Below are 23,721 nucleotides of genomic sequence, written 5' to 3'. Positions count from 1 at the left end.
AAAATCGGCTGCAAAAGTAAGAGAAAAGAATGATTTAAAGAAGAATTAACATAATAGAAGAAGAGAAAAAAGGTTTATTTCCAATTAATTTGTATTTTTGAACTTCTGAATAATAACCCAAGACCATTTATGAAGAAAAAAAATATCCTATTCTTTCTATTATGCTTTCTCCTGACAAGCCTATCGGCACAAACTTTGGAACAAGCAAGAGGCATGTATGGCAGAGGGCAATACGCTGAAGCCAAACCTGTTTTTCAAAAATATGTCAAATCGCAACCGGCAAACGGTAATTACAACCTATGGTACGGTGTGTGTTGCCTCAAAACAGGTAATGCTGCCGAGGCCCTAAAATACCTGGAGACGGCAGTAAAGAAACGCATTCCGAGCGGACAGCTATATCTGGCTCAGACTTATAATGATTTATACCGCTTTCAAGATGCAGTAGATTGCTACGAAGAATACATTGCAGACTTGTCTAAACGCAAAAAACCGACAGAAGAAGCCGAGCAGCTTTTAGAAAAGGCTAAAGGAAACCTTCGCATGCTGAAAGGGGTGGAAGACGTATGTGTTATTGACAGTTTTGTAATAGACAAAGCCAATTTCCTCAAAGCTTATAAAATTAGTGAAGAATCCGGAAAGCTCTTCACTTACAATGACTATTTCAAGACGAAAGGCTATCATCCGGGAACAGTTTACGAAACAGAAATCGGAAACCGTATTTACTACAGCGAGCAGGGAGAAGAGAGTCTGAATATTCTGTCTAAAACCAAGATGCTGGACGAGTGGAGTCAGGGAAAACCACTTCCGGGAAGTATCAACGCCTCCGGAAATGCCAATTATCCGTATGTCCTGTCGGATGGAGTGACCATTTATTATGCCTCGGATGGTGATGGCTCCATGGGAGGATATGACATTTTTGTAACCCGATATAACACAAATACTGATACCTATCTGGTACCGGAAAACGTGGGTATGCCTTTCAACTCACCTTATAACGACTACATGTATGTCATTGATGAATATAATAATTTAGGATGGTTTGCTTCTGACAGGTATCAACCTGAAGATAAAGTTTGTATCTACGTATTCGTACCCAATGATTCTAAACGAACTTACAACTACGAAGCTATGGAACCGGAAAAAATGATTGAACTAGCCCAGCTCCATTCTCTAGAGAGCACTTGGAAAGACTCTAAAATAGTGGATGATGCCCGTCAACGACTTGAAGCGGTTATCAACCATAAACCGGCTGTAGAACAAAACTTTGATTTTGAATTTATCATTGATGACCACTCTACCTACCATCACTTAACGGATTTCAAGTCTCCAAAAGCCAAACAACTGTACCTGAAATATGAACAGATGGAAAAAGATTACCGCCAGCAAACCGGTAAACTGAAGAGCCAGCGTGAAGGATTCGCACGGTCTAATAAAGACGAACAAAGTAAAATGGCACCGGCTATCCGCGATCTTGAGAAGAGGGTACTTCAGATGTCAGAAGAACTGGATAAACAGGCTATTGAAGTCCGGAATGCAGAAAAACAAAACTTAAAATAACAAACTATGGATGTACTGATCATCATTGCACTGATAGCCGCCGCAGTAATACTCTTTTTAGTTGAACTGTTCGTAATTCCGGGTATCAGCCTCGCCGGTATTTCAGCTTTGGTCTGCATTATCTATGCAAACTATTATGCTTTTGCTAACCTGGGAACAGGTGCAGGGTTTATAACACTTATTATATCGGGAATTGCCTGTATCGGCTCGCTTGTCTGGTTCATGCGGTCGAAAACCTTGGATAAATTGGCATTGAAGAAAGACATAACATCCAAAATAGACCGAAGCGCTGCCGAAAAAGTAAAAGTTGGCGATACAGGTATCACGATTACCCGACTGGCTCAAATTGGCAATGCTGAAATCAATGGCAATATCATAGAAGTCAAGTCAATGGACGGATTACTGAATGAAAAAACTCCGATTGTTGTCAATCGGATCACTGATGGAATAATCTTTGTCGAAAAATTAAAATCCTAATATTCACTTAAAATCAAGCACAATTATGAATGTCGAACCTATGTATCTGACTATCTTCTTGATAGCGGGAGGTATTATCTTCCTGGTTCTTTTCTTTCATTATGTACCTTTTTTCCTATGGCTATCAGCCAAAGTATCAGGAGTTAATATCTCTTTGGTACAACTTTTTCTAATGCGTATCCGTAATGTTCCGCCATACATCATCGTACCGGGTATGATTGAAGCACATAAAGCAGGTCTGAGCAACATCACCCGTGATGAACTTGAAGCACACTATCTGGCAGGCGGACACGTAGAACGGGTAGTCCATGCATTGGTATCTGCATCGAAGGCCAATATCGAACTTCCATTCCAAATGGCTACTGCAATTGATCTTGCAGGTCGCGATGTCTTCGAAGCCGTGCAGATGTCGGTTAATCCTAAAGTTATCGACACACCACCCGTAACAGCTGTTGCGAAAGACGGTATCCAGCTGATAGCCAAAGCACGTGTGACGGTACGTGCCAATATTCGCCAATTGGTGGGTGGTGCCGGCGAAGATACAATCCTGGCACGTGTAGGTGAAGGTATCGTTTCGTCAATCGGTTCCTCTGAAAACCATAAGTCAGTACTTGAGAATCCTGATTCCATATCAAAACTAGTGCTGCGCAAAGGACTCGATGCCGGTACTGCATTTGAAATTCTCTCTATTGATATCGCTGATATTGATATAGGTAAGAATATTGGTGCTGCCCTGCAAATAGACCAGGCAAATGCCGACAAGAATATCGCGCAGGCAAAAGCGGAAGAACGCCGCGCAATGGCTGTGGCTACCGAACAAGAAATGAAAGCCAAAGCGGAAGAGGCCCGTGCTAATGTAATTCAGGCAGAAGCGGAAGTTCCAAAGGCCATGGCTGAAGCTTTCCGTAGTGGAAATCTCGGTATTATGGATTATTATAAAATGAAAAATATTCAAGCTGATACATCAATGCGTGAAAACATAGCTAAACCTATCGGTGGAGCTACCAGTAAACCGTTGAGCGATTAGAGAAAGCATTTCACCACAAACAACAGAGAGCAGTATAACCGCCGGAGAGAACAATCTCGGGAAACAAGCGGTTAATCCATGTAGTTTGTGGTGAACATATTTATTAAACTAAAACCTTTCAATAACATGAAAAAGTATTTTCCTTCCTCCGAATTAATTATCAACGAAGACGGTTCGGTATTCCATTTGCATGTAAAGCCGGAATGGTTGGCAGACAAAGTAATATTGGTAGGTGATCCCGGACGGGTGGCACTCGTAGCTTCTCACTTCGAAAATAAAGAATGTGAAGTGGAAAGCCGCGAATTTAAAACGGTTACCGGAACTTACAAAGGCAAACGGATAACTGTCGTTTCTACCGGTATCGGTTGTGACAATATCGATATCGTGGTCAATGAACTGGATGCTTTGGCAAATATCGACTTCCAGACTCGGGAAGAAAAAGAGCATCTCCGCTCTTTAGAGTTAGTTCGCATCGGTACATGCGGAGGATTGCAACCCAACACACCGGTCGGCACATTCGTCTGTTCTGAAAAGTCAATCGGCTTTGACGGACTGTTGAACTTCTATGCCGGACGCAATGCTGTTTGTGACCTTCCCTTTGAACGGGCATTTCTGAATCACATGGGCTGGTCCGGTAACATGTGTGCTCCCGCACCTTATGTTATTGATGCCAATGCAGAATTAATAGACCGTATTGCCCAAGAAGATATGGTGCGCGGTGTTACTATTGCAGCCGGTGGTTTCTTCGGACCGCAAGGACGCGAACTCCGTGTTCCCTTGGCGGACCCTAAGCAGAATGATAAAATCGAAAAGTTTGAATATAAAGGTTACAAGATAACCAACTTCGAAATGGAGAGTTCCGCCCTTGCCGGCCTCAGCAAGCTGATGGGACACAAAGCCATGACCGTTTGTATGGTTATAGCTAACCGCTTGATCAAAGAAGCGAACACAGGCTATAAGAATACCATCGATACATTAATTAAAACAGTTCTCGATCGAATCTGATGAATTTATCATTTGCCGCCATTGACTTTGAAACCGCCACAGGATACATGGAAAGTGCTTGTGCGGTAGGTATCGTTACCGTTACAGACGGAGAGATTACAGACGAATATTACAGCCTGATTCAACCACCGGAGAATGAATATTGGCGTGCAAATATGCTTGTACATGGAATAACGCCGGGAATGACAGAGTCACTCCCGGGATTTCATGCCATCTATCCCGAAGTCAAAAAGCGCTTACAAGGCAACGTAGTAGTTGCGCACAATGAACAATTCGACCGCAATGTACTGAAGAATAGCATGCGGATGTACGGACTGGATTATGATGAGTTATCGCTTCCGGAACGTTGGGAATGTACCTGCCGCATCTATCGTTCTTTAGGATACAAGCCGGTCAACCTAAGCGCCTGTTGCGAACGGGAAGGCATCGAACTTAAACACCACGAAGCACTTTCCGATGCCCGGGGATGTGCAAAGCTATATCTCAATTTCCTTGAAAAATACCGTCCGCTCAGTACCCTATGGTGAAACGCTCCTGATGATGCTCCGGCTTCTCAAGCTCATCAATCATGGCAGCCGCATAATCTTCCACAGATATATGACTGTTACCTACCATATCCACAATCATCTCATCTTTCCCCAGGCGATATCTGCCTGTACGTACTCCAGGAGCCATATCTGCCGCCGGCGAGAAGAAAACCCAGTCAACCTCTTTTTCTTTCTTCAGAAAATCAAGATAAAAATCACTCAAGGCTCTCACACCAGGCAATATCTTTTCGGGAACTTCTCCCGAATCGACCAGTCGGATGCCGGGAGCAATAAACAGTGAACCGGCACCACCCACCATCAAAAAACGATTAACTCCAGCCTTTTTTACACCATCGATAATCGTCAGATAAACCTCAATGGTTTCCTTGTATATATCGGGATTATTCCACCCCGGGTTGAAAGCACTGATCACGGCATCAGCACCTTTACAAACCTTACATACTTCATCCAATGAAGAAACATCAGCTCTCTTCACTTCCAGATTTTCATTCTCTATCCTGATCTTTTCAGGATGACGAACTACCGCCGTCACATGGAATCCACGGTTCAAAGCTTCATTCAGAATAGCCGAACCGACGAAGCCGCTGGCCCCGATTAGTACTACTTTCTTCATAATCCAATTTATCTTTATAGCATTATTTACTACAGAACATACTATATGATAAATTGTTGCATTGAAAGACCGACTATTCCTCCCTCCTATAAATAAGTTTCGATCGTTTCTTTCAGCTTCTCCAGAGGATATGGTTTTGCAATCACTTCATTACACCCTGCTTCAAGAGCTCGCTCTCCTTCCGGACAAAAGGCATATGCTGTAATTGCTATAATCGGTATCTCTTGCGAGATAGCACGAATTTTTGCTGTTGCCTGAATACCATTCATCACCGGCATTCGGATATCCATCAAAATCAAGTCGGGCTTCTCGCGTATGAAACTCTTCACAGCTTCTTCTCCATTAGGCACCCAAAGAATCGTATATTCTTTTTTCAGAAAGGCATTAATCTGCAGATAACTGGACTCCACATCTTCCGCAATCAGTATCTTCTTCTGCCGGTTCTCCACTCCCATATTACCCGCTGCGTTTTCTCTTTCGCCAACCACAACTTCCTGTACTTGCCTATTGGGCAAATAAAGAATGAAAGTACTCCCCTGCCCAAGCTCGGATTCCACTTCAATCCGACCGCCCAACCGCTCTACAATACTCTTACAGATAGGTAATCCCAGCCCTGTTCCTTGTACAAAATCATTCAACTTCTCAAAGCGGGTAAATATCAAAGGTAATTTCTCTTTGGAAATACCGCAGCCGGTATCTGTTACATAAAGTTTAACCCATTCTTCCTCTTTTACAAGTCCGAAAGTAATGCTACCCTCAATGGTATTTTTAATTGCATTCGACAAGAAATTGAACAATACCTGCGTCACCCGATTCCTATCTGTCGAAATCCAAATTTCCTCTGATGGACGAATCACATTCAGCTTGACTCCTTTTTTCATTTTAAGACGATGTACTTTATCCACTTCATCTACCAATCCGCTCATTTCCGTCAACTGACAATGCATTTCCGACTTACCCGACTCGATTCGTGACAAATCGAGAATATCATTAATCAGTTGTAACAGTAGATTGCTATTCTGCTGAATGATCCCTAAATACTCTTCTTTCTCCTTTTCATCCTCAGTCAAAGCTATAATTTCCGAAAAGCCCACAATGGCATTTAAAGGAGTACGTATCTCATGACTCATATTGGCCAGAAATACTGATTTCATCCGATCAGCCTCTTCTGCCCGTTGCTTGGCTTCAAGTAGCTCTTGCGAACGTCGCATCCGATCACCAATATCATGAATCAAGGCCAGCACCTTATTTCCCTCAAACGGAGCAATGCGTGCCTGAAAAAAATGTCTGCCGGCTTCGACATCCACAGGATACTCTATTTCTTTTAACTTCCCACTTTTTAGGCATTCATGAATACTGCTAATAAACAAGTCACTGACCTCAGAAGAATAAATAGATCGCCCATCTGCTCCTGTTAACACTTCCACCGGATGCAACAACTCTGTATCGGGTGCCATCAATACATCCGTAATAAAAAAATTATCATCAAAAATAAATATGAACTCCGGTAGTGCTTCAATAATTTTCCGGTTTCGTTCCTCAAGCTGCCTGATCTGGACTTCTTTTTCACAACGTGAAGTGATATTGGCAGTATATGCTATAATTTTATCAGAGCCATTCTCCTTATTCTTCTTATAAGCAATAAAATTATCTTCAAGCCAAATTGTTTCTCCTTGCCTCCCTACACAACGTACCACAATTTGGGAGATTTTGGTTTCCGATTCAAGCATCCGCGCAAAAGTCGTTTGGTAAGAGATAACATCCTCCGGATGGGCAAACCGATAAAAGTCATTAATATCTCTGAATATGATTCCGGCCTCCTTCAACCCTAAAATATGGAAATATTCATCTGTGAAATTACACTCTCCTGTAGGAATGTCATATTCCCAAAATGCAATCTGATGTCCTGCCAGGACAGAAGTGATTTTCTGATAATTATCTTTCAAATTCTCAAGGTCTCCGGTATCCGGGAATGAATCCAGTGTGTGTTCCATAGCTATAAAGTTTGTCTTGCTGTATGCGAACAAAGATAAAATAATAAAGTATAACTTCTATCTGTTTGCTCTGTTTTTTACCAAGAAAGCTCTATCTTTGCCTCTCAAAATGAATTAGATAATGAATCAAGACACAATTTGCGCCATAGCAACCGCTCAAGGAGGAGCCATCGGAAGCATTCGTGTTTCCGGTCCTGAAGCTATTACCATCACCAGCCGTATTTTTACCCCGGCCAAATCCGGAAAGCTGCTGAGTGAACAGAAACCTTATACGCTTACTTTCGGCCGAATTTATAACGGAGAAGAAATGATAGATGAAGTTCTTGTCAGTCTCTTCCGGGCTCCACACTCTTATACAGGGGAAGACAGCACTGAAATCACCTGTCACGGATCATCTTATATTTTACAACAAGTGATGCAACTACTGATTAAGAACGGGTGTCGCATGGCGCAACCGGGAGAATATACTCAACGAGCGTTTCTTAATGGTAAAATGGATTTAAGTCAGGCCGAAGCCGTTGCCGACCTGATTGCCTCTTCCTCTGCTGCTACCCACCGTCTTGCCTTGAGTCAAATGCGAGGTGGCTTTAGCAAAGAATTGACAACTCTACGTGAGAAACTGCTGAACTTCACTTCAATGATTGAACTGGAGCTGGACTTCAGTGAAGAAGATGTAGAGTTTGCGGACCGTTCCGCCCTACGCCGACTGGCTGACGAGATAGAAGAAGTCATTGCACGTCTGGCCAATTCGTTCAGTGTAGGGAATGTCATAAAAAATGGTGTACCGGTAGCTATTATCGGAGAAACCAATGCAGGAAAATCAACTCTACTGAATGTCCTGCTGAATGAAGACAAGGCTATTGTAAGCGATATTCACGGCACTACACGGGATGTCATCGAGGATACTGTGAATATAGGTGGTATCACTTTCCGTTTTATCGATACAGCCGGTATCCGGGAGACCAGTGATACGATAGAAAGCCTGGGTATCGAACGGACTTTTCAAAAACTCGATCAGGCAGAGATTGTACTGTGGATGATTGATTCGGCTGACGCAATTTCACAGTTAACACTGCTCTCCGATAAGATTCTTCCTCGTTGTGAACACAAACAATTGATTTTAGTCTTTAATAAGGTAGAACTGATAAATGAAACTCAGAAAAACGAACTTGCCTCACAATTTTCTGAGCATATAGGTTCGGAAATAGAATCTATTTTTATTTCTGCGAAACAACGTTTGCACACGGATGAACTCCAACAGAGACTCGTAGCAGCCGCTCATTTACCAACAGTCACCCAGAATGATGTCATTGTAACAAACATCCGCCATTACGAAGCACTAACACGTGCGCTGGATGCAATTCACCGGGTACAAGAAGGATTGGACGTAAATATCTCCGGAGATTTTCTGTCACAAGACATACGCGAATGTATTTTCCATTTATCCGATATAGCAGGGGAAGTGACAAATGATATGGTGCTGCAAAATATATTTGCGCATTTCTGCATCGGCAAGTAAGTGGTGATTACCAACGATTAGTATATATCATCAATGATTATTAAGGCGTTCATTTTGAACGCCTTTCTTTTTAGCCTTATAAGCGATGATTATCGTTTATAGGGCTTTTTCAGCTCATTTTTGTACCGTATTTGTTGCTCGCTTGTTACTCTCCGATTTTAGGTCGGAAAGGTCGTGGACACACTGGTACGTCATGGTACGTGGTGGTACGCGATGAAACAGATTTGGCGAAATAAACGGATAAATAATGAGTAGTAAAATCGACATTCAGAAAAGATGTAAGTGGTGCAATGCTGTTTTCACAGCCCATAAGAGCACCACGGAGTATTGTTCTCACCGATGTGTCAACCTTGCCTATAAAGACAGGGTTAGGAAACAGCGTATTGAAAGTTTGCAACACGAATTAGGGAAAATCATAAAGACACCTCCTAATTTGAACAAGGAGTATCTTACTCCGTCAGAAGTAGCCGTGTTATTAAACATTGGGCGTACTTCTATATATCGCTATATCCGCAATGGAGTAATCAAGGTAATCCGATTTGAAAGAAAAACCCTTGTTCGTAGAGCTGACATAGAAGATATGACAGACTTTATTGTTCCAGAAACAGAGAACAAACAGTTAAAAGAAAAAGCCCCTATCACCGACTTCTACACCACAGCAGAAGTGAAAGAGAAATACCATGTAAACGAGTCATGGATATTTGTGGTAGCCAAGAAGAACAATATCCCTCGAACTTTCAATCGTGGCAAGACCTACTGGAGCAAGAAGCACATGGACGCTTACTTTGCCAAGAAAGCCCCAAATCCTGACATTACCGAATGGTATAGCACACAGGAAATGCAGGAAAAATTCAGTATGACCTTATCCGCCATCTACTGTTTCGCTTCTAAGAATGCCATTCCGAAGAAGAAAGAGGGAATCATAGTGTACTATTCCAAGAAGCATGTAGATATAGCTAAGGGCATTGCAGCACCCGAAGAACCACAATATTATACGGTGGCCGAAGCAATGGAAAAGTTCAATCTTACTCGTGACCAGCTCTATCATTATGCGAAGTACCATAATATCCACAAGGTCAAGAAAGGCAAATACACGCTTATCTCCAAACTTGAATTGGATAAACTACTTGCCGCCCCAAAGATTGAATAAGTTATTTATCGGTGAATGTACCCACCATTGAATCACTCTATTCCTTTGCACCAAACAAATGTAAAACTCTAAATATTAAACAGTATGTCACACACGTGTACAAAAGTAACAGTTCGACAAAGAGCGATTAGGAATAATCGTATTTCCTTGTATCTGGATTATTATCCGGCAGTCCGTAACCCCGAAACGATGCAGATGAGCCGCAGGGAATACCTCGGTATCTACATCTATGCCCACCCCAAAAACGAAATGGAACGGGAGTTCAACAACGATATGTTGAACAAGGCAGAGGCTATCCGTTGCATCCGGGTACAATCACTCATCAATGAAGAATTTGGTTTCTTGGATAAGACCAAGCAAAAAGCCGATTTCCTCGCCTATTTCAAGAAGATGTGTCGGAACAAAGACCAGAAATGGCAATTCGTCTATCAGCATTTCTACAACTTCGTCAAGGGACAATGTACCTTTGGCGATGTAAATGTAGACTTATGCAAAAAATTCCGTGAATACTTGCTGAATGCCAAGCAACTCAAACATAGCAACCGACCCATGTCCCTCAATTCGGCATCCGGCTACTACTCTACTTTCAGAGGATTATTGAAGATTGCCTATCGGGACAAATGGTTTCGTGAGAACATCAATGACTATCTTGATAAGATTGAGCCACAAGATGTGAAGAAAGAGTATCTGACTCTGAACGAAGTGAAGCAACTCGCAGCCACTCCTTGCGACATCCCCGTATTGAAAGCAGCCTCTTTGTTTGCTTGTCTGACAGGTTTACGCATCAGTGATATTCTAAACCTGCAATGGGAAGACTTCACTATCGCCCCCGACCAAGGCTATTGTTTACGTATCAGAACACAGAAAACCCAGACGGAAGCGACACTCCCCATCAGTTACGAAGCCTACGAACTATGCGGCACACCCGGAACAGGCAAGGTTTTCAAGGATTTGAAGCGAAGTATGATTAATTACCCACTGAAAAGCTGGCTCAAAAAGGCAGGAATAACGAAACCGATAACCTTCCACGGATTTCGTCACTCGTATGCCGTCATACAAATATCCTTAGGTACAGATATTTACACAGTATCAAAGATGCTAACGCATAAGAACGTGTCCACAACTCAAATATATGCCGATTTGGTCAATTCCAAGAAGCGAGAAACAGCCAATAAAATATCACTCAAGTAAATTGTAACTATGAAACGAGGAATCATAACCAACAAAGGGCTAGGCATCCATATTTCTGATGGCGAAGTATGGATGACCACTTGGGAACTTGCAGACTTGTTTTATACAACGGCTGGAGCTATCCATGCAGCAATCAAGAGAATCTTGAAAACCAATATTTTGAAGAGCCACGAAGTTTGTAAGTACATCAAATTGGAGAATGGGAACAATGCCGATGTGTATAATCTCGATATGGTTGTAGCCTTATCTTATCAAATAGACACCGGACATTCCATAGTATTCAGAGAATGGCTAATAAACAAAGTCGCTCATAATCAAGATTACAACATCCTTTTATATCTCAACAAGGGTACAAACCATACATTGTATTGCTAATAAGCTATATCTCTATACCCTATTGATTATCTGCATTGTTTCACCCCAAATGATGCAGATAATTTCTGTTTTTAAGATACACAAGTCTATTTACCCAACTATTTTCATTCAAAAACAAGAAATTTGCAATACGCTTATTATTAGGAGTGTAACGTGGTGAAAAGTGATGAAATATATCGTCAAAAGCCCATTAACAAGCAAAACTATGGATTTTCTCAAAAATTAATCCTATATATTTGCACACAAACGATTAATACATCTCACTATGGAACAGAGAAAGATAGAACATATAACATTGCATCTGATTGTTTTTGGTACAATCGCAATCATTGGTGTTTTAGCCCGTCAGACCGTACTTCACTATGGTTGGGACGAGTTCAGCAGCTACCTTATTCTTGTAGTATGCTCTATTGTCATTGGAGCAATCTATCTCAATCTGCAAATAGCATTCAGACAACTCCTTTCCCCAACAATAGAAAGATGCTTTATGAGATTTGAGAGCTATCGCAACAAAACGGTGGTAGCTGAAATTCCAATAGAACATCATGAAGTTATTGAAAGTGCAGCAGATATAGAATCTATCGTTTCAGAATCTGAAATCGAAAATGAAACTCCATCTGACACCACAGAAGAAGTTTCTACTCTCTCGCTTTCAGAATCCAATGAAGACAGTACAGAGCTTCCAAAGAATGAAGCCACATCTTCTATTATCAATAATACTCCCATAGAAGAATCCAGCCAGCCAACAGAATATGAGATATACCACGCTACCGCTATGGCTGAAAAAGAACGAGCATCGCAAAAAAAATTAGATAAAGTTCTCACATATATAAAACAAACTTTGGTTCTCTATCTTAACGAAACTGACCTTAATCGCTTATGTGGATATGTTACAGAATACTACTTATCAGATTCTTTGCCTAAAGTCGAACCTATAAAGGTAGATTCTCAATTAAAGACCATCGACATTATGCACTTTGGATGGAATATCGGTAAGGCATTCGGCAAACCACGTTTACAGACTGCCACATTTATAAAGAGGGTATTTGCCCATACCCTCAGTGATTCGGAAATATCTACCATTGAACGTAAAATGTCGCACACGGAATCCGTATGCAAGATTAAATTGGATAGGAGAATAGCATAAAATCACCACATATAATGACAACATAAATAGTCAAAGCGAACTTGATTTTTCAATTATTGACAAATACGCTTTTATTCCTTGTAGCTTATTCTTTATAGATTCGTGCGTTGAGAGTTGCTTGGATAGTATTGCTATCTTTTTTTTATAACCCAAAGGAGCAAGAAGTCGGTTGTTTTGGCATATTACACCTGTTATAATAGGATTTTTAGTTTGATAATGTGTCTTTTTGTGACTGATTCTGAATCCAGACTTTTTAATGATTGCAAGGAACTGAGGTACTAGATTTTTAAAATCAACTTTAGATGATAAAGTTATATCGTCAACAAACATTGAAAATTTAATATGATGCTCCTTTGCTAACTGGTCAATTTCCATGCCTATGGGTTTAAATACCAAATTAGCAATTAAAGTTGAGGTTGGAATACCTTGCGGAACTTGATATTTATGAGTAGTTAGTTTAGTTAATATTCTTGCTATAGCAGGCGTACAGCCCTCTCGAAGAAACATTTGAAAAACTTGCTTATGAGAAATTGATGGAAAAAATGACTTCAAGTCTGTCGTAAATATATATTTATTTCCTTGATGAAGACGAGCATTACGCACATTATTTTTCCTCAGAACACCACCATAAACATATTGAGGAATTTCAACTTGCTTTGACATAAAATCATAAAGACGCGTTTGAACCTCTTTTAGTTTTCCTTTAGACGAGTTTATTTGTCTAGTGGCAATTTCTCCACTACTATTCTTCTTTGGTTTGTCAGTAAACTTATTAAATTTTACTCTTTCAAAAGAATAATAATAATCTTCTATATGTGTCAACAAGTAATCCAACTGTTCCTTATTAACACCCAGTATATATAGTAAATATTTTTCGCTTGTTATCATCAAAAAAAAGAAATTAGAGAGTTGATTATAACAATTCAAAAAAAGATTTGCACCATTCTATCAAAGGCTTCATTGCATTTGATAATTGAATCAATGCCTTTATAAATTCAGCAATGGCTTTAATCCATTTTGCCAAATTTTTTATCTTCTTCTCCTGTGTTACAATCATTGGAGAACAATGGAGGGAATTTTTGTTAGCCTTCTTCCCTCTCTTTGAAGGCTTCTTCTTTTTTTTAGTCATAAGCATTTAATTTTAGTTCGGGCAATATTGCCACGTGCCTAAAATCAATATGACCTAACTAAAATATGCTTAGACATTGTCTTCCATTGTACTCTCTATTTTCACGTGCCTAAAAAATGGACACAAAATAATGAAGTAGATACGAATCTTACATATATCGACAATCGGAAATAATGAACGAACTATATGAGATGTTCTTATCTCCATTCTGCCATACTTCAAAACTATATCCGCCCCATTTTACCAATGACTTGGTGCGATTGCTCGCTTTAGGTTTTAGCATAATTTAGTCTCCAAAGCCTTCTCAGTCTATCAAAGAACTAATACGCCGCAAAGATATACAAATCTTCGCAATTGTTCTACCAACTACATCAAAAAGTTATTCATCAGTTATATTTTGGTGAATGATTCCACCATTGAAACACCTGTTTCCTTTGCCGTCGAACAATTAAAAACGAGCGACGTATGCAAAAAGAAACAGTAACATTTGATAAACTGCCCGAAGCGGTGGGTTATCTGACCGAACAGATCATTGAGTTGAAAAGAATGGTGTCGGAACTTCAACCACCTGCATCAGACAAACACGTGTTGGTTGAAATTGAGGATGCTTGCCGTATCATCAGAAAAGCCAAGCCTACCATTTATACTTTGGTACGCAAGGGGCTGCTTCCTGCCTATAAGAAAGGTAAGAAGCTCTATTTCTACGAGGACGAACTTCTGGCTTGGATTGAGAACGGGCGTAGAAAGACTTCCGAACAAACATACGAAGAAATGCTTGCCAATATGCAAGGCGGTGTCCGTCATAAGCCCAAATCGTCAGTGAAATTTTAATGGATATAGCTATGGATACATCTTCTATTAATCCGGCGTCCATCATTGACGAAACGGTTGATTTAAGTATGCGATTGGCTGGTACTGATTTTCCGGTCAGCATATTCCCGACAAAAATCCAACGCATCATCAGTGAAGTTCACAAATGCCATAACTACCCTACTGACTACATTGCCGCTGCTATCCTTACGGCAATAGCGGTGGGCATCGGCAACACGCACCTTGCCCAAATCAAGCAAGGCTGGATAGAAAGCCCTATCCTGTATATGGCATTGATAGGAAGACCGGGAGCGAACAAAAGCCATCCGCTTAGCTTTGCGATGAAACCGTTTCTTGATTATGACTATCAGCAGAATCAAGTCTTTGAAAAGGCTCTTACCAAGTATGATGAACTGATGAGTATGAGCCGCAAAGAACGAACAGAAAGCGGTGAAGAGCAATTTCCACAGGAACCAGTCCGTAAACGCTTCTTGATTTCGGATGTAACACCTGAAGGATTGAGCCTCATTCATGCGCAGAACAAACGTGGTTTATGCTTGTGGGCTGATGAATTATCCGCTTGGTTCAAGAACTTCAACCGTTACAACAACGGTTCGGAAGAACAGTTTTGGTTGTCAGTGTTCAGTGCCAAGACCACTATATCCGACCGCAAGAACGCCAAGAGTTCCATCTTCATCAAGCGACCGTATATTTCGGTTATTGGCACTATCCAAAAGAAGATTCTTAGTGAATTGGCAAAGGGGGAACGTTCCAGTAACGGATTCATCGACCGCATTCTGTTCGTGATGCCAAACCTGCAACAGAAGGCACGTTGGAATGACAAGGAGCTGCCGGAGAACATTGAACAAGAATGGAATGCCATTATTGACAAACTGATACAACAAGAGTATGCCCTCAATGAGTTTGGAGAGATAGAACCGCAGATTCTTCTTTTCACGGAGGATGCCAAGAGACGGCTTTACGAATGGCAGCACCACTTCTCAGAATTGTGCGACCAAGAGACAAATGACACCATTGTGAGTATCTATTGCAAGCTGGAGATATACATCATCCGTTTCTGCCTGATTATCCAATTAGCACGATGGACTTGCGGAGAGTGTGGTAAAACATATATCGACCTGTTGACGGTAGAACGAGCCATTAAACTGACGGAGTATTTCAAGGAATCCGCATTGAGCGTTCAAAATATACTCAATGAGAACATGCTCAACAGCCAACAACAGGCGATAGTCAATCTACTTCCTCCATCCTTTACAACTGCCCAAGCTATACAGATAGCCGAGCAAAATGGAATGAAGGAACGCACATTTCAACGCTTTCTCAATGATAACATCGGAACATTGTTCCGCAAAGAGAAGCATGGAGAATATTCAAAGATTAACCCGTGACATTTTTGTCAGTTTTGACACTTTCCAAACGAAAACGACAATAACGACAAAAGTGACACACCAAAAAGAAACATACAATGAGTACACATAGATTCATATTAGAACCCTACAAAGGTGTCAGCACTCGGCATACTTGTCCGAACTGCCACCGTCAAAGATGCTTTTCAAAGTACATCGATACGGAGAAGCAAATCAAGTTCCCAGAATACGTGGGGCGTTGTGACCATGAGCAGAAATGTGGTTATCACTTCACGCCTCGTGATTACTTTGAGCAGAACCCGTCTGAGAAAGAAAAGTTCGCAGAGAATAGTTTCAGGAGCTATGCCCCTATTAAGGAAGCAAAACCCATAGCCACTTCCTACATTGATTTGGATATAGTCAATCAATCATTGCGTGGCTATCCTGCAAACAAGTTGTTTCAATTTCTATCGGCTCAGTTCGGAGAAACAGAAACATTAAAGCTCATGAAGAGATACAAGGTTGGTACATCCAAGTATTGGGACGGTGCAACTGTATTCTGGCAGACGGATAACCAAAATAAAGTCCGCACGGGTAAGATAATGCTTTACAATTCCGAAACTGGCAAGCGGATAAAAGAGCCATACAATCATGTCACATGGGTACACTCCGTACTGCACAAGGGCGATTATAATCTGAAGCAATGCTTCTTCGGTGAGCATTTGCTTCCTGAAGACAAAAGCCGTCCTGTTGCACTGGTCGAAAGTGAGAAAACGACACTCATTGCTTCCTACTATCTACCGCAATTCCTATGGATAGCATCCGGTGGAAAGAACGGTTGCTTCAATGCCAACAGCCTATCCGTTCTGGCTGGAAGAAGCGTTGTATTATTTCCCGATTTAGGAGCGACAGACTATTGGCAGAGCAAAATCGGTCTGATGAAAAGCTACGGAATTAAGGTGCAGATGTTCGATTATCTGGAAGCCAACGCCACCGAAAACGAGCGAAAAGAGGGGTACGACATAGCCGATTATCTGCTCAAAGTGAAGCCTGATGAAGCTATCCTCCAACAGATGATAATGATGAATCCTGCCTTGAAAATACTGATAAAAACATTCGATTTGAAACTCATTAGCATACAACAAGGCACTCCACAACCGAAGGTTTCACCACCTAAGAAACGAGGATTCAGACTTTGAACTCAGAGAGAGAAATTGAGACTTTTTTACTGTAGCAAGTTAATGTCGGTGTATTACATTTCCCGACCACTTGCTCCTCAAAAAGTCTGAGGAGGCAGCTCCCGATGGTCACAAATTATTCACTAAAACAAATTCAAATGGAAAAGAAATATACAATAACAATCCGTCTGTCATATCAGCAACACGCATGGCTTGGTGCGCTTTGCAGACGGAGCAAGCAGACTCAAAGTGAAGTCATCCGTTCGCTCATCGAGAACGGTTCGGTACGTGAAAGAATCACGCAAGAGCATATTCACATCATCCGGCAACTGATTGGTGAAAGTACCAATCTTAACCAGTTGGCAAGACAAGCGAACACCTACGGTTTCTTTGCCGTTGCGGATAGATGCGAGGAAATGGCTCAGCATATTAATCAACTTATAAAACAACTGAAAAATGATAGGTAAACAGACTAAAGGAACATCGTTCGGTGGTTGTGTCCGCTATGTCCTCAAAGAGGAAAAATCCAAGCTATTAGAAGCGGCCGGAGTAGAAGGTACACCCGAACAAATAGCAGAGCAATTTGAATTACAGGCATTACTCAATGACAAGGTAAAGAATATTGTCGGACACACTTCGCTCAACTTTTCACCAGAAGACAGTGCAAGGCTAAAGTCTGATGATGTTCTGATGCTAAACATAGCGCACGACTATATGAAGCTGATGGGTATTGAAAATACGCAATACATCATTGCCCGACATATCGACCGTGAGCATCCGCATTGCCATATCGTATTCAACCGGGTGGACAATGACGGTAAAACAATTAGCGACAAGAATGACTTCCGTAAGAATGAGAAAGTCTGCAAAATGCTGACCGCCAAATATCGCTTGCACTTTGCCAATGGTAAAGACCATATCAAAGAGGAACGCTTGCGCCCATACGATAAGGCAAAGTACGAGATATACAAGGCATTGAAAAAAGAACTGCCCACAGCTCATAGTTGGGATGATTTGAAAGATGCGCTTGCCGACCGGGAGATTGATATGAAATTCAAAGTCAGCCGGACTACACGGGAAATACAAGGTGTCAAGTTTGAACATAACGGCTTTTCTTTCTCCGGCTCAAAAGTAGGTCGAGAGTTCAGCTACTTGAATATCGACAACCGACTGGAAGAGAATGCTTGTGCATCTTTGTTGGAGTCTGCCAAACAGGAATCCAAACAACAAAAAGAAGAGGTACAGCAAAGCGTTTCCCATTCCGATGATAGCTTTGGCATCAGTCTCGGTTTGCTAAACGGTAGCTCATCCTACGATGCCACTGCCGCAGAAGAAGCAGAGTTCAATCGCCTAATGAAAAAGAAAAAGGCTAAGCGTAAGCGAGGCTTTCATTTATAATTCTCTATTTATTAATTTTTAAAACCCAATTATTTATGGTACAAAAAGATTTAATTCTTGATTTCAATCTCTACTTGTGTGAGAAATTTGGCTACAGAGAAAGCTGTAGCGTGATGTCCCATGCCAACGGCTTTTGTGTGGACATTCGTGAACGTGATTTGGACTGCTATATCCGCTTCTGGGAGTATAGCTGTGGAAGAGGCAACTTTCCCGACTGGTCTATCATCATTGTGCGCAGTAATTTCAAAAAGAACCAAGAAGAAAGCCTGAAAGACTTGGCTCGGTTCTTCAAGGAGTACATGCCACGCTACGGTTACAAATACCTCTGCACCGAAGATGATGACTACAAGTATTATCAGACACTTGGTTTAAAGTGTATAATGGACGGTTTTTATCCCAATTATGCACTTGCACTGAAGGATTTGAATGTCTGAGACATGGTTTAGAGTTAAGGAGGGGATTTTTCCTCTCCTTTTCTTATATACCGATAAATCAGAATTTAGAGGCGATGGCAAAGCAGCTTTATGATTATTGGTTTGTACAGTTTGATTTCCCGAATGAGGAGGGGAAACCGTATAAATCTAGTGGAGGTAAGATGGTTTGGAATGAGAAGTTGAAGCGAGAAATTCCCGAAGGATGGGATATATCTTTAATAAAAGATATTGCTACCACATATTCAGGAGGTACACCCAAATCAACAAATATAGAATACTACGATAATGGAGAAATAGCTTGGATAAACAGTGGGGAACTGAATAGTCCTATAATCACTAAGACTACCAATTATATTACAAAATGTGGATTAGAAAACTCAAGTGCAAAGTTATATCCAAGCAACAGTATATTGGTCGCAATGTATGGCGCAACAGCAGGTAAAGTTAGCTTGCTTACATTCGAGGCTTGTTCTAATCAAGCCGTTTGTGGCGTTATCCCTACAATAGAAAATATGTTATACTATGTGTACTTCCATATATCATCATTGTATAGCCATTTCATTACACTCAGTACGGGTTCTGCAAGGGATAATATTTCTCAAGATACAATCAAGAATATCTTATTGCCCATACCAACAAGAAATATTCTGAAACTATTTGATGAAAAGATTGGAAGCATTTACCAAACGATTGTAAATAACTACCAACAAATAGATTCCTTGACTAAGCAGCGAGACGAACTTCTCCCACTTCTGATGAATGGTCAAGTGTCGGTAAATTCTGATTTAGCAGTCTCTTATATTATATATAAAGACATAAATATCAGAATTATGAAAGAGAACATTATTCAGGCGATAGTTGCGGAAATGCAGCGTGACTTAGATTGCCGACAAATGGCACGGCTTAAAGCTGTGCTTACATCAGAACTGCATAATGTAGAAATCATTGAAAAGAGCGATTGTGCCACACTGCAAACGCAGGAGAATGAACATCTTCTGAACTCTTTTATATCAGCCAAAAAGATAGAGGGATGTTCAGAAAAGACATTAACTTACTACCGTAATACCATTGAACGGTTGTTAGTCTCGCTTTCATTGGCAATTTGTCACATCACGACAACAGATATTCGTACTTATCTATCCAATTATCAAGAAGAACACCAATCGAGCAAAGTGACCATTGACAATATGCGACGCATCTTTTCCAGCTTCTTTGCATGGTTGGAAGATGAAGATTATATCGCTAAAAGCCCGGTAAGACGCATTCACAAAGTTAAGACAGATTCACTTGTAAAAGAGGTGCTTTCTGACGAACAGTTGGAGCAACTTCGAGATAGTTGCACGACCAAACGAGACCTTGCTATTATAGACTTTCTTTCATCCACGGGCATCCGTGTGGGTGAGTTGGTTAAACTGAACCGTGAGGATATAGATTTCCATGAGCGTCAATGCGTGGTATTCGGAAAAGGTAACAAAGAGCGTGTAGTTTACTTCAACGCCCGTACAAAACTACATTTGCAACAATACCTCAATGGGCGTACTGACGACAATCCTGCTTTATTCGTCTCACTCCATTCTCCTCACACACGCCTTACAATCAGTGGTGTAGAAGTGAGAATCCGAAAATTAGGACACACACTTTCTATGCCCAAAGTCCATCCTCACAAGTTCCGTCGTACCCTTGCAACAATGGCTATCGACAAAGGTATGCCCATCGAACAGGTGCAGCGACTACTTGGTCATGTACGCATTGACACAACACTGCACTATGCCATTGTGAACCAAAATAATGTAAAGTTGGCGCATAAGAAATATTTGGGATAATAACCGTGCTGATTTCTGCTTTAAAATTTGTACTTTTGCAATCTAATATGGAACGCTAATAAAAGCACTATGGACTTGCAGAGAATCAATAAACATAAGCAATCGTTTGATGACATTTGCCATTATATCGAAGACGATAATGGAGCGGATAAAGTAGAAGTATGGTTTGCGAGAGAGTTGCAGATTATATTGGGATATGCAAGATGGGAGAATTTTCAAGTAGCATTGACTCGCGCTGTTGAATCATGTAAAACACAGAATATCAACATCGACGACCATTTTCGTGAGGTCACGAAAATGGTTACTTTGGGTAGCGGAGCTAAGCGTGAAATACAAGATTTCATGCTGACTCGTTATGCGTGCTATCTTGTCGCACAGAATGGCGACCCCAAGAAAGAAGAAATAGCTTTTGCACAAGGTTATTTTGCCGTACAAACTCGACGCGCAGAACTTATTGCGGAGCATATAGAACAATTGTCGCGACTTGAAACGAGAGATCGTTTGCGTTCTTCCGAAAAACAATTATCACGTAATATTTATGAGCGCGGAGTGGATGATAAAGGTTTTGGACGCATTCGTTCTAAAGGTGATGGTGTGTTATTCGGTGGGCATACAACAGAAGATATGAAGAACCGGCTTGGCATTAAATCGACACGCCCATTAGCAGATTTTCTTCCAACTCTTACAATTGCAGCAAAAAACCTTGCCACAGAAATGACAAATTACAATGTCGAACAAAAAGACCTTTATGGTGAGCATAGTATAACTACCGAACATATGGACAACAACCGCAGCATCCGACAAATGCTCGGTCAGCGAGGCATACGCCCGGAAGAACTGCCAGCAGCTGAGGACATCAAGAAGGTAGAACGACGCGTTGCTTCCAATGAAAAGAAAATTGAGAAGTCTTCTTCAAAACTCCCTAAACTTAAACCTGAAGACAACAAATGAAATTAATTGACATTATAGAAGTATTCATTGCTGGAGATTGGGGCGAGGAAACTTACTCTAAAGAAACACCTTGTGCGGTAACTTGTGTACGTGGGGCTGATATTATTCCAATATCAGAATATGATTTCTCGGCAATTCCAGTCCGCTATATTAACCAACAAGCATATGCAAGAAAATGTCTTCAAGTAGGAGACATTATCATTGAAAAGTCAGGTGGTAGCCCAACTCAATCCACAGGGCGTGTATCTTTGGTATCACAAGAGCTACTTGACCATGCCGGGGCTGTTATATGCTCCAATTTTTGTACTGCCTTTCGAGTAAAGAAAGGTTGGATTCCCCTCTATGTCTACTATTATCTTCAGTTTATCTATAATCTTGGGGCGTTTTTTAATTTCGAAGGCAAAACATCCGGTATAAAAAATCTCCAATTGGATGCAGCCTTTGCTGCTATACCAATTGAAGATATTAGTGAAAGCATCCAAAACAATATTGTAGCTATTCTCCAAGGTTTAGAGAGGAAAATCGCTATCAATCGTCAGATAAATCAGAATTTACCAACACTTGACCATTCAGCAGAAGTGGGAGAAGTTCGTCTCGCTGCTTAATCAAAGTATCAATCTCTTCACCTAAAAGCATTTGTCTATCAAACATAGGTGAGCAAATCTTGTCAAAAGCACTTATAACCTCTTTTGCGGGAATAACAATTGGTAGGTTGTATAGATCTTCTTTAGTAATAGAGCCAAATGTTGTACCAGCAGCATTCCTTTGATCAAATGCAATTCTCAAATCATTGAGTATATAATACAAGTGCGTTGTAGAACCTATTTTTGAATTAAGTGCTGATAAACCTCGTCCAATACAGCAGTCATTGTTTGCTATATTAACGGCGCCAACAGGTGCTCGCACACTCATTAGTATGTCACCTTTCTTTGCAAATCGAGATGGTGCCGTTGTATATTGTCTGACTGATGGGAATCTCATCCCAAAATCTGTACTTCCTTGATAAAAGAGCACCCCTTCCCCTATTTCATTGTAACTGGTACCGTCTGGTGATTGCCCCATTGTTATATTGGCGATGTCTATAAGTGTGCCATTATTCCATCCTATTGGTATATTTCGTTTCAGTTTTTCATTCCAAACCATATTCCCTCCACTTGATTTATAAGGCTTACCCTCCTCATTCGGAAAGTCAAACTGCACAAACCAGTAATCGTAGAGTTGTTTCGCCATTGCCTCTAAATTCTGATTTATCGCACAATTAAGTTCTATTTTGCGGTCTATTTTTGATAATATTGCAGCAATACGTTTTTGACAATCTATGTCTTTATGACATGGAACATTCAAAGAATGAACAACTTTCCTATCAAGTGAAGGGACAACACTACTTCCTTTATCAAACATCTTATCTAAATGTAAATTCTTAAGGAAGTAATATAAATACTTAGGGTCATTTCCTTTGAAATCTTTCACAAACAAAGCAGTATTATGCGCCCATGTTGCCTGTTCATAATAATGAACTTTTCCCACACTGCCACTTCGCCCTACTGTAATACAAGGATGATTACTACGAGCTTCGTTATGATAACCAATAACACCATTAGAACCAGCAACAAGGATATCTCCTTTTTTCATTTGAGAAGAGGGCAAATCATATCCTCTCTGCAACTCAAGAATTTCTCCCAATTTATATCTCGTAAGTTTCATAATAATCTATTTTGGCTTTTAAGATACACATTGATTTGTTCTTCAATGGATTTCAGAATAAGCTCTCGAATATTCTTTTCCACTTCTTTTTGTTCAGTGGTAGCATAACGGTTCTCTTCTATTTCCTTTTTATGACGAGCAATTATATACTCAAAGCCATCATGCAAATCCTTTTCCGATATAACCAGATTTCCTGCTCCAAATAAATCATTGAAAGCCACACCTGTTAACTGCGCACATCCACCTGACTTTGAAATCATAGTGGCTATATATTCATTTATTTTATCGTAATCAATCATTCAAATCCATATTACTTTACACCAC

26 protein-coding genes and 1 pseudogene are annotated in these 23,721 nt (G+C 40.7%); 20 read left to right on the top strand and 7 right to left on the bottom strand.

What is annotated here, in order from left to right:
- The first annotated feature begins 129 nt into the window (after window positions 1-129).
- From BSHG_RS12160 to BSHG_RS12180, 5 genes are all read left to right on the top strand, one after another.
- Window positions 130-1,557 carry a tetratricopeptide repeat protein gene (locus tag BSHG_RS12160; RefSeq protein ID WP_005795728.1) on the top strand — a complete coding sequence of 476 codons (1,428 nt, stop codon included), beginning with the start codon at window positions 130-132 and terminating at the stop codon, window positions 1,555-1,557.
- A 6-nt stretch (window positions 1,558-1,563) separates the two neighbouring features.
- Window positions 1,564-2,034, top strand: coding sequence for an NfeD family protein (locus tag BSHG_RS12165; protein ID WP_005785717.1), 471 nt, complete (start codon window positions 1,564-1,566; stop codon window positions 2,032-2,034).
- Window positions 2,035-2,059: 25 nt separating this feature from the next.
- Window positions 2,060-3,061 carry a flotillin-like protein FloA gene (floA, locus tag BSHG_RS12170; protein ID WP_005785715.1) on the top strand — a complete coding sequence of 334 codons (1,002 nt, stop codon included), beginning with the start codon at window positions 2,060-2,062 and terminating at the stop codon, window positions 3,059-3,061.
- Between the two features lie 126 nt (window positions 3,062-3,187).
- Window positions 3,188-4,066: a nucleoside phosphorylase gene (locus tag BSHG_RS12175; protein WP_005785714.1), complete on the top strand. Its 879-nt coding sequence runs from the start codon at window positions 3,188-3,190 to the stop codon at window positions 4,064-4,066.
- The gene (locus BSHG_RS12180) at window positions 4,066-4,593 is read left to right on the top strand and encodes a 3'-5' exonuclease (RefSeq protein ID WP_008658950.1); all 528 of its coding nucleotides are present in this window, start codon (window positions 4,066-4,068) and stop codon (window positions 4,591-4,593) included. Before BSHG_RS12175 ends, BSHG_RS12180 begins: the two co-directional genes overlap by 1 nt.
- On the opposite strand, the gene BSHG_RS12185 is transcribed toward BSHG_RS12180, so the two are convergent.
- Window positions 4,577-5,227, bottom strand: coding sequence for an NAD(P)-dependent oxidoreductase (locus BSHG_RS12185; protein ID WP_005801072.1), 651 nt, complete (start codon window positions 5,225-5,227; stop codon window positions 4,577-4,579). The genes BSHG_RS12180 and BSHG_RS12185 overlap by 17 nt on opposite strands.
- A gap of 86 nt (window positions 5,228-5,313) precedes the next feature.
- Window positions 5,314-7,221 carry an ATP-binding protein gene (locus BSHG_RS12190; RefSeq protein WP_008658948.1) on the bottom strand — a complete coding sequence of 636 codons (1,908 nt, stop codon included), beginning with the start codon at window positions 7,219-7,221 and terminating at the stop codon, window positions 5,314-5,316.
- 121 nt (window positions 7,222-7,342) lie between these two features.
- Between BSHG_RS12190 and mnmE the strand changes: the two genes are divergently transcribed.
- The 5 genes from mnmE to BSHG_RS12215 all read left to right on the top strand — a co-directional run bounded on the left by mnmE (window position 7,343) and on the right by BSHG_RS12215 (window position 12,603).
- On the top strand, window positions 7,343-8,740 hold the full coding sequence (gene mnmE / locus BSHG_RS12195; protein WP_008658947.1) for a tRNA uridine-5-carboxymethylaminomethyl(34) synthesis GTPase MnmE: 1,398 nt from the start codon (window positions 7,343-7,345) through the stop codon (window positions 8,738-8,740).
- Window positions 8,741-8,987: 247 nt separating this feature from the next.
- The gene (locus tag BSHG_RS12200; RefSeq protein ID WP_005795737.1) at window positions 8,988-9,890 is read left to right on the top strand and encodes a helix-turn-helix domain-containing protein; all 903 of its coding nucleotides are present in this window, start codon (window positions 8,988-8,990) and stop codon (window positions 9,888-9,890) included.
- A gap of 84 nt (window positions 9,891-9,974) precedes the next feature.
- Window positions 9,975-11,081 (top strand): site-specific integrase, encoded by a 1,107-nt coding sequence (locus BSHG_RS12205; RefSeq protein WP_005795739.1) that lies wholly within the window; start codon window positions 9,975-9,977, stop codon window positions 11,079-11,081.
- A gap of 9 nt (window positions 11,082-11,090) precedes the next feature.
- A complete protein-coding gene (locus BSHG_RS12210; protein WP_005652581.1) occupies window positions 11,091-11,456 on the top strand; it encodes a hypothetical protein in 366 nt (121 codons plus the stop codon).
- A gap of 265 nt (window positions 11,457-11,721) precedes the next feature.
- A complete protein-coding gene (locus BSHG_RS12215; protein ID WP_005795741.1) occupies window positions 11,722-12,603 on the top strand; it encodes a hypothetical protein in 882 nt (293 codons plus the stop codon).
- A gap of 30 nt (window positions 12,604-12,633) precedes the next feature.
- On the opposite strand, the gene BSHG_RS12220 is transcribed toward BSHG_RS12215, so the two are convergent.
- The 3 genes from BSHG_RS12220 to BSHG_RS23640 form a co-directional block, all read right to left on the bottom strand.
- Window positions 12,634-13,491 (bottom strand): reverse transcriptase family protein, encoded by an 858-nt coding sequence (locus BSHG_RS12220; RefSeq protein ID WP_005795743.1) that lies wholly within the window; start codon window positions 13,489-13,491, stop codon window positions 12,634-12,636.
- A gap of 25 nt (window positions 13,492-13,516) precedes the next feature.
- Window positions 13,517-13,732, bottom strand: coding sequence for a hypothetical protein (locus BSHG_RS12225; RefSeq protein WP_005795746.1), 216 nt, complete (start codon window positions 13,730-13,732; stop codon window positions 13,517-13,519).
- 148 nt (window positions 13,733-13,880) lie between these two features.
- A complete protein-coding gene (locus tag BSHG_RS23640) occupies window positions 13,881-14,015 on the bottom strand; it encodes a hypothetical protein (protein ID WP_255343988.1) in 135 nt (44 codons plus the stop codon).
- A gap of 182 nt (window positions 14,016-14,197) precedes the next feature.
- Between BSHG_RS23640 and BSHG_RS12230 the strand changes: the two genes are divergently transcribed.
- From BSHG_RS12230 to BSHG_RS21685, 10 genes and pseudogenes are all read left to right on the top strand, one after another.
- The gene (locus tag BSHG_RS12230; protein WP_005795748.1) at window positions 14,198-14,563 is read left to right on the top strand and encodes a helix-turn-helix domain-containing protein; all 366 of its coding nucleotides are present in this window, start codon (window positions 14,198-14,200) and stop codon (window positions 14,561-14,563) included.
- 11 nt (window positions 14,564-14,574) lie between these two features.
- Complete coding sequence (locus BSHG_RS12235) at window positions 14,575-15,951, top strand: DUF3987 domain-containing protein (protein ID WP_005795750.1); 1,377 nt, start codon at window positions 14,575-14,577, stop codon at window positions 15,949-15,951.
- 77 nt (window positions 15,952-16,028) lie between these two features.
- Entirely contained in the window at window positions 16,029-17,108 is a 1,080-nt protein-coding gene (locus tag BSHG_RS12240; RefSeq protein ID WP_005795753.1) for a DUF6371 domain-containing protein, read from the top strand.
- Between the two features lie 137 nt (window positions 17,109-17,245).
- Window positions 17,246-17,554, top strand: a complete 309-nt coding sequence (locus tag BSHG_RS12245) for a MobC family plasmid mobilization relaxosome protein (protein WP_005795754.1) — start codon at window positions 17,246-17,248, stop codon at window positions 17,552-17,554.
- Window positions 17,544-18,485 carry a relaxase/mobilization nuclease domain-containing protein gene (locus tag BSHG_RS12250; RefSeq protein ID WP_005795755.1) on the top strand — a complete coding sequence of 314 codons (942 nt, stop codon included), beginning with the start codon at window positions 17,544-17,546 and terminating at the stop codon, window positions 18,483-18,485. The genes BSHG_RS12245 and BSHG_RS12250 overlap by 11 nt, the downstream gene beginning before the upstream one ends.
- Before the next feature lie 35 nt (window positions 18,486-18,520).
- Entirely contained in the window at window positions 18,521-18,919 is a 399-nt protein-coding gene (locus BSHG_RS12255; RefSeq protein WP_005795756.1) for a hypothetical protein, read from the top strand.
- Between the two features lie 53 nt (window positions 18,920-18,972).
- Window positions 18,973-19,710 (top strand): annotated as a pseudogene (locus BSHG_RS23445) (restriction endonuclease subunit S); the annotation flags it as partial.
- Between the two features lie 39 nt (window positions 19,711-19,749).
- The gene (gene xerA / locus BSHG_RS23440; protein ID WP_005799512.1) at window positions 19,750-20,742 is read left to right on the top strand and encodes a site-specific tyrosine recombinase/integron integrase; all 993 of its coding nucleotides are present in this window, start codon (window positions 19,750-19,752) and stop codon (window positions 20,740-20,742) included.
- Window positions 20,743-20,811: 69 nt separating this feature from the next.
- Window positions 20,812-21,693, top strand: a complete 882-nt coding sequence (gene dinD / locus BSHG_RS12260) for a DNA damage-inducible protein D (RefSeq protein WP_005795758.1) — start codon at window positions 20,812-20,814, stop codon at window positions 21,691-21,693.
- Window positions 21,690-22,298, top strand: a complete 609-nt coding sequence (locus BSHG_RS21685; RefSeq protein ID WP_005795759.1) for a restriction endonuclease subunit S — start codon at window positions 21,690-21,692, stop codon at window positions 22,296-22,298. The genes dinD and BSHG_RS21685 overlap by 4 nt, the downstream gene beginning before the upstream one ends.
- Here the strand turns inward: BSHG_RS21685 and BSHG_RS12265 are convergent.
- Entirely contained in the window at window positions 22,222-23,397 is a 1,176-nt protein-coding gene (locus tag BSHG_RS12265; protein WP_005795760.1) for a restriction endonuclease subunit S, read from the bottom strand. The genes BSHG_RS21685 and BSHG_RS12265 overlap by 77 nt on opposite strands.
- Entirely contained in the window at window positions 23,394-23,696 is a 303-nt protein-coding gene (locus BSHG_RS12270) for a hypothetical protein (protein ID WP_005795762.1), read from the bottom strand. Before BSHG_RS12270 ends, BSHG_RS12265 begins: the two co-directional genes overlap by 4 nt.
- Between the last annotated feature and the right edge of the window lie 25 nt (window positions 23,697-23,721).

Origin of the sequence: Bacteroides sp. 3_2_5, assembly GCF_000159855.2 — a bacterium.
GTDB classification, from domain to species: domain Bacteria; phylum Bacteroidota; class Bacteroidia; order Bacteroidales; family Bacteroidaceae; genus Bacteroides; species Bacteroides fragilis.
This window is presented reverse-complemented; position numbering and strand designations above follow the sequence as displayed.

What these genes read in the sequence shown, in the direction of transcription:
- BSHG_RS12255 (WP_005795756.1), top strand. Translation starts at nt 18,521, where the DNA reads ATGGTACAAAAAGATTTAATTCTTGATTTCAATCTCTACTTGTGTGAG.
- BSHG_RS12200 (WP_005795737.1), top strand. Translation starts at nt 8,988, where the DNA reads ATGAGTAGTAAAATCGACATTCAGAAAAGATGTAAGTGGTGCAATGCT.
- BSHG_RS23640 (WP_255343988.1), bottom strand. Translation starts at nt 14,015, where the DNA reads ATGCTAAAACCTAAAGCGAGCAATCGCACCAAGTCATTGGTAAAATGG.
- BSHG_RS12225 (WP_005795746.1), bottom strand. Translation starts at nt 13,732, where the DNA reads ATGACTAAAAAAAAGAAGAAGCCTTCAAAGAGAGGGAAGAAGGCTAAC.
- xerA (WP_005799512.1), top strand. Translation starts at nt 19,750, where the DNA reads ATGAAAGAGAACATTATTCAGGCGATAGTTGCGGAAATGCAGCGTGAC.
- dinD (WP_005795758.1), top strand. Translation starts at nt 20,812, where the DNA reads ATGGACTTGCAGAGAATCAATAAACATAAGCAATCGTTTGATGACATT.
- BSHG_RS12190 (WP_008658948.1), bottom strand. Translation starts at nt 7,221, where the DNA reads ATGGAACACACACTGGATTCATTCCCGGATACCGGAGACCTTGAGAAT.
- BSHG_RS12185 (WP_005801072.1), bottom strand. Translation starts at nt 5,227, where the DNA reads ATGAAGAAAGTAGTACTAATCGGGGCCAGCGGCTTCGTCGGTTCGGCT.
- BSHG_RS12205 (WP_005795739.1), top strand. Translation starts at nt 9,975, where the DNA reads ATGTCACACACGTGTACAAAAGTAACAGTTCGACAAAGAGCGATTAGG.
- BSHG_RS12175 (WP_005785714.1), top strand. Translation starts at nt 3,188, where the DNA reads ATGAAAAAGTATTTTCCTTCCTCCGAATTAATTATCAACGAAGACGGT.
- BSHG_RS12270 (WP_005795762.1), bottom strand. Translation starts at nt 23,696, where the DNA reads ATGATTGATTACGATAAAATAAATGAATATATAGCCACTATGATTTCA.
- BSHG_RS12180 (WP_008658950.1), top strand. Translation starts at nt 4,066, where the DNA reads ATGAATTTATCATTTGCCGCCATTGACTTTGAAACCGCCACAGGATAC.
- BSHG_RS12265 (WP_005795760.1), bottom strand. Translation starts at nt 23,397, where the DNA reads ATGAAACTTACGAGATATAAATTGGGAGAAATTCTTGAGTTGCAGAGA.
- BSHG_RS12235 (WP_005795750.1), top strand. Translation starts at nt 14,575, where the DNA reads ATGGATACATCTTCTATTAATCCGGCGTCCATCATTGACGAAACGGTT.
- BSHG_RS12250 (WP_005795755.1), top strand. Translation starts at nt 17,544, where the DNA reads ATGATAGGTAAACAGACTAAAGGAACATCGTTCGGTGGTTGTGTCCGC.
- BSHG_RS12230 (WP_005795748.1), top strand. Translation starts at nt 14,198, where the DNA reads ATGCAAAAAGAAACAGTAACATTTGATAAACTGCCCGAAGCGGTGGGT.
- BSHG_RS21685 (WP_005795759.1), top strand. Translation starts at nt 21,690, where the DNA reads ATGAAATTAATTGACATTATAGAAGTATTCATTGCTGGAGATTGGGGC.
- BSHG_RS12215 (WP_005795741.1), top strand. Translation starts at nt 11,722, where the DNA reads ATGGAACAGAGAAAGATAGAACATATAACATTGCATCTGATTGTTTTT.
- BSHG_RS12210 (WP_005652581.1), top strand. Translation starts at nt 11,091, where the DNA reads ATGAAACGAGGAATCATAACCAACAAAGGGCTAGGCATCCATATTTCT.
- BSHG_RS12240 (WP_005795753.1), top strand. Translation starts at nt 16,029, where the DNA reads ATGAGTACACATAGATTCATATTAGAACCCTACAAAGGTGTCAGCACT.
- BSHG_RS12220 (WP_005795743.1), bottom strand. Translation starts at nt 13,491, where the DNA reads ATGATAACAAGCGAAAAATATTTACTATATATACTGGGTGTTAATAAG.
- mnmE (WP_008658947.1), top strand. Translation starts at nt 7,343, where the DNA reads ATGAATCAAGACACAATTTGCGCCATAGCAACCGCTCAAGGAGGAGCC.
- BSHG_RS12245 (WP_005795754.1), top strand. Translation starts at nt 17,246, where the DNA reads ATGGAAAAGAAATATACAATAACAATCCGTCTGTCATATCAGCAACAC.
- BSHG_RS12160 (WP_005795728.1), top strand. Translation starts at nt 130, where the DNA reads ATGAAGAAAAAAAATATCCTATTCTTTCTATTATGCTTTCTCCTGACA.
- BSHG_RS12165 (WP_005785717.1), top strand. Translation starts at nt 1,564, where the DNA reads ATGGATGTACTGATCATCATTGCACTGATAGCCGCCGCAGTAATACTC.
- floA (WP_005785715.1), top strand. Translation starts at nt 2,060, where the DNA reads ATGAATGTCGAACCTATGTATCTGACTATCTTCTTGATAGCGGGAGGT.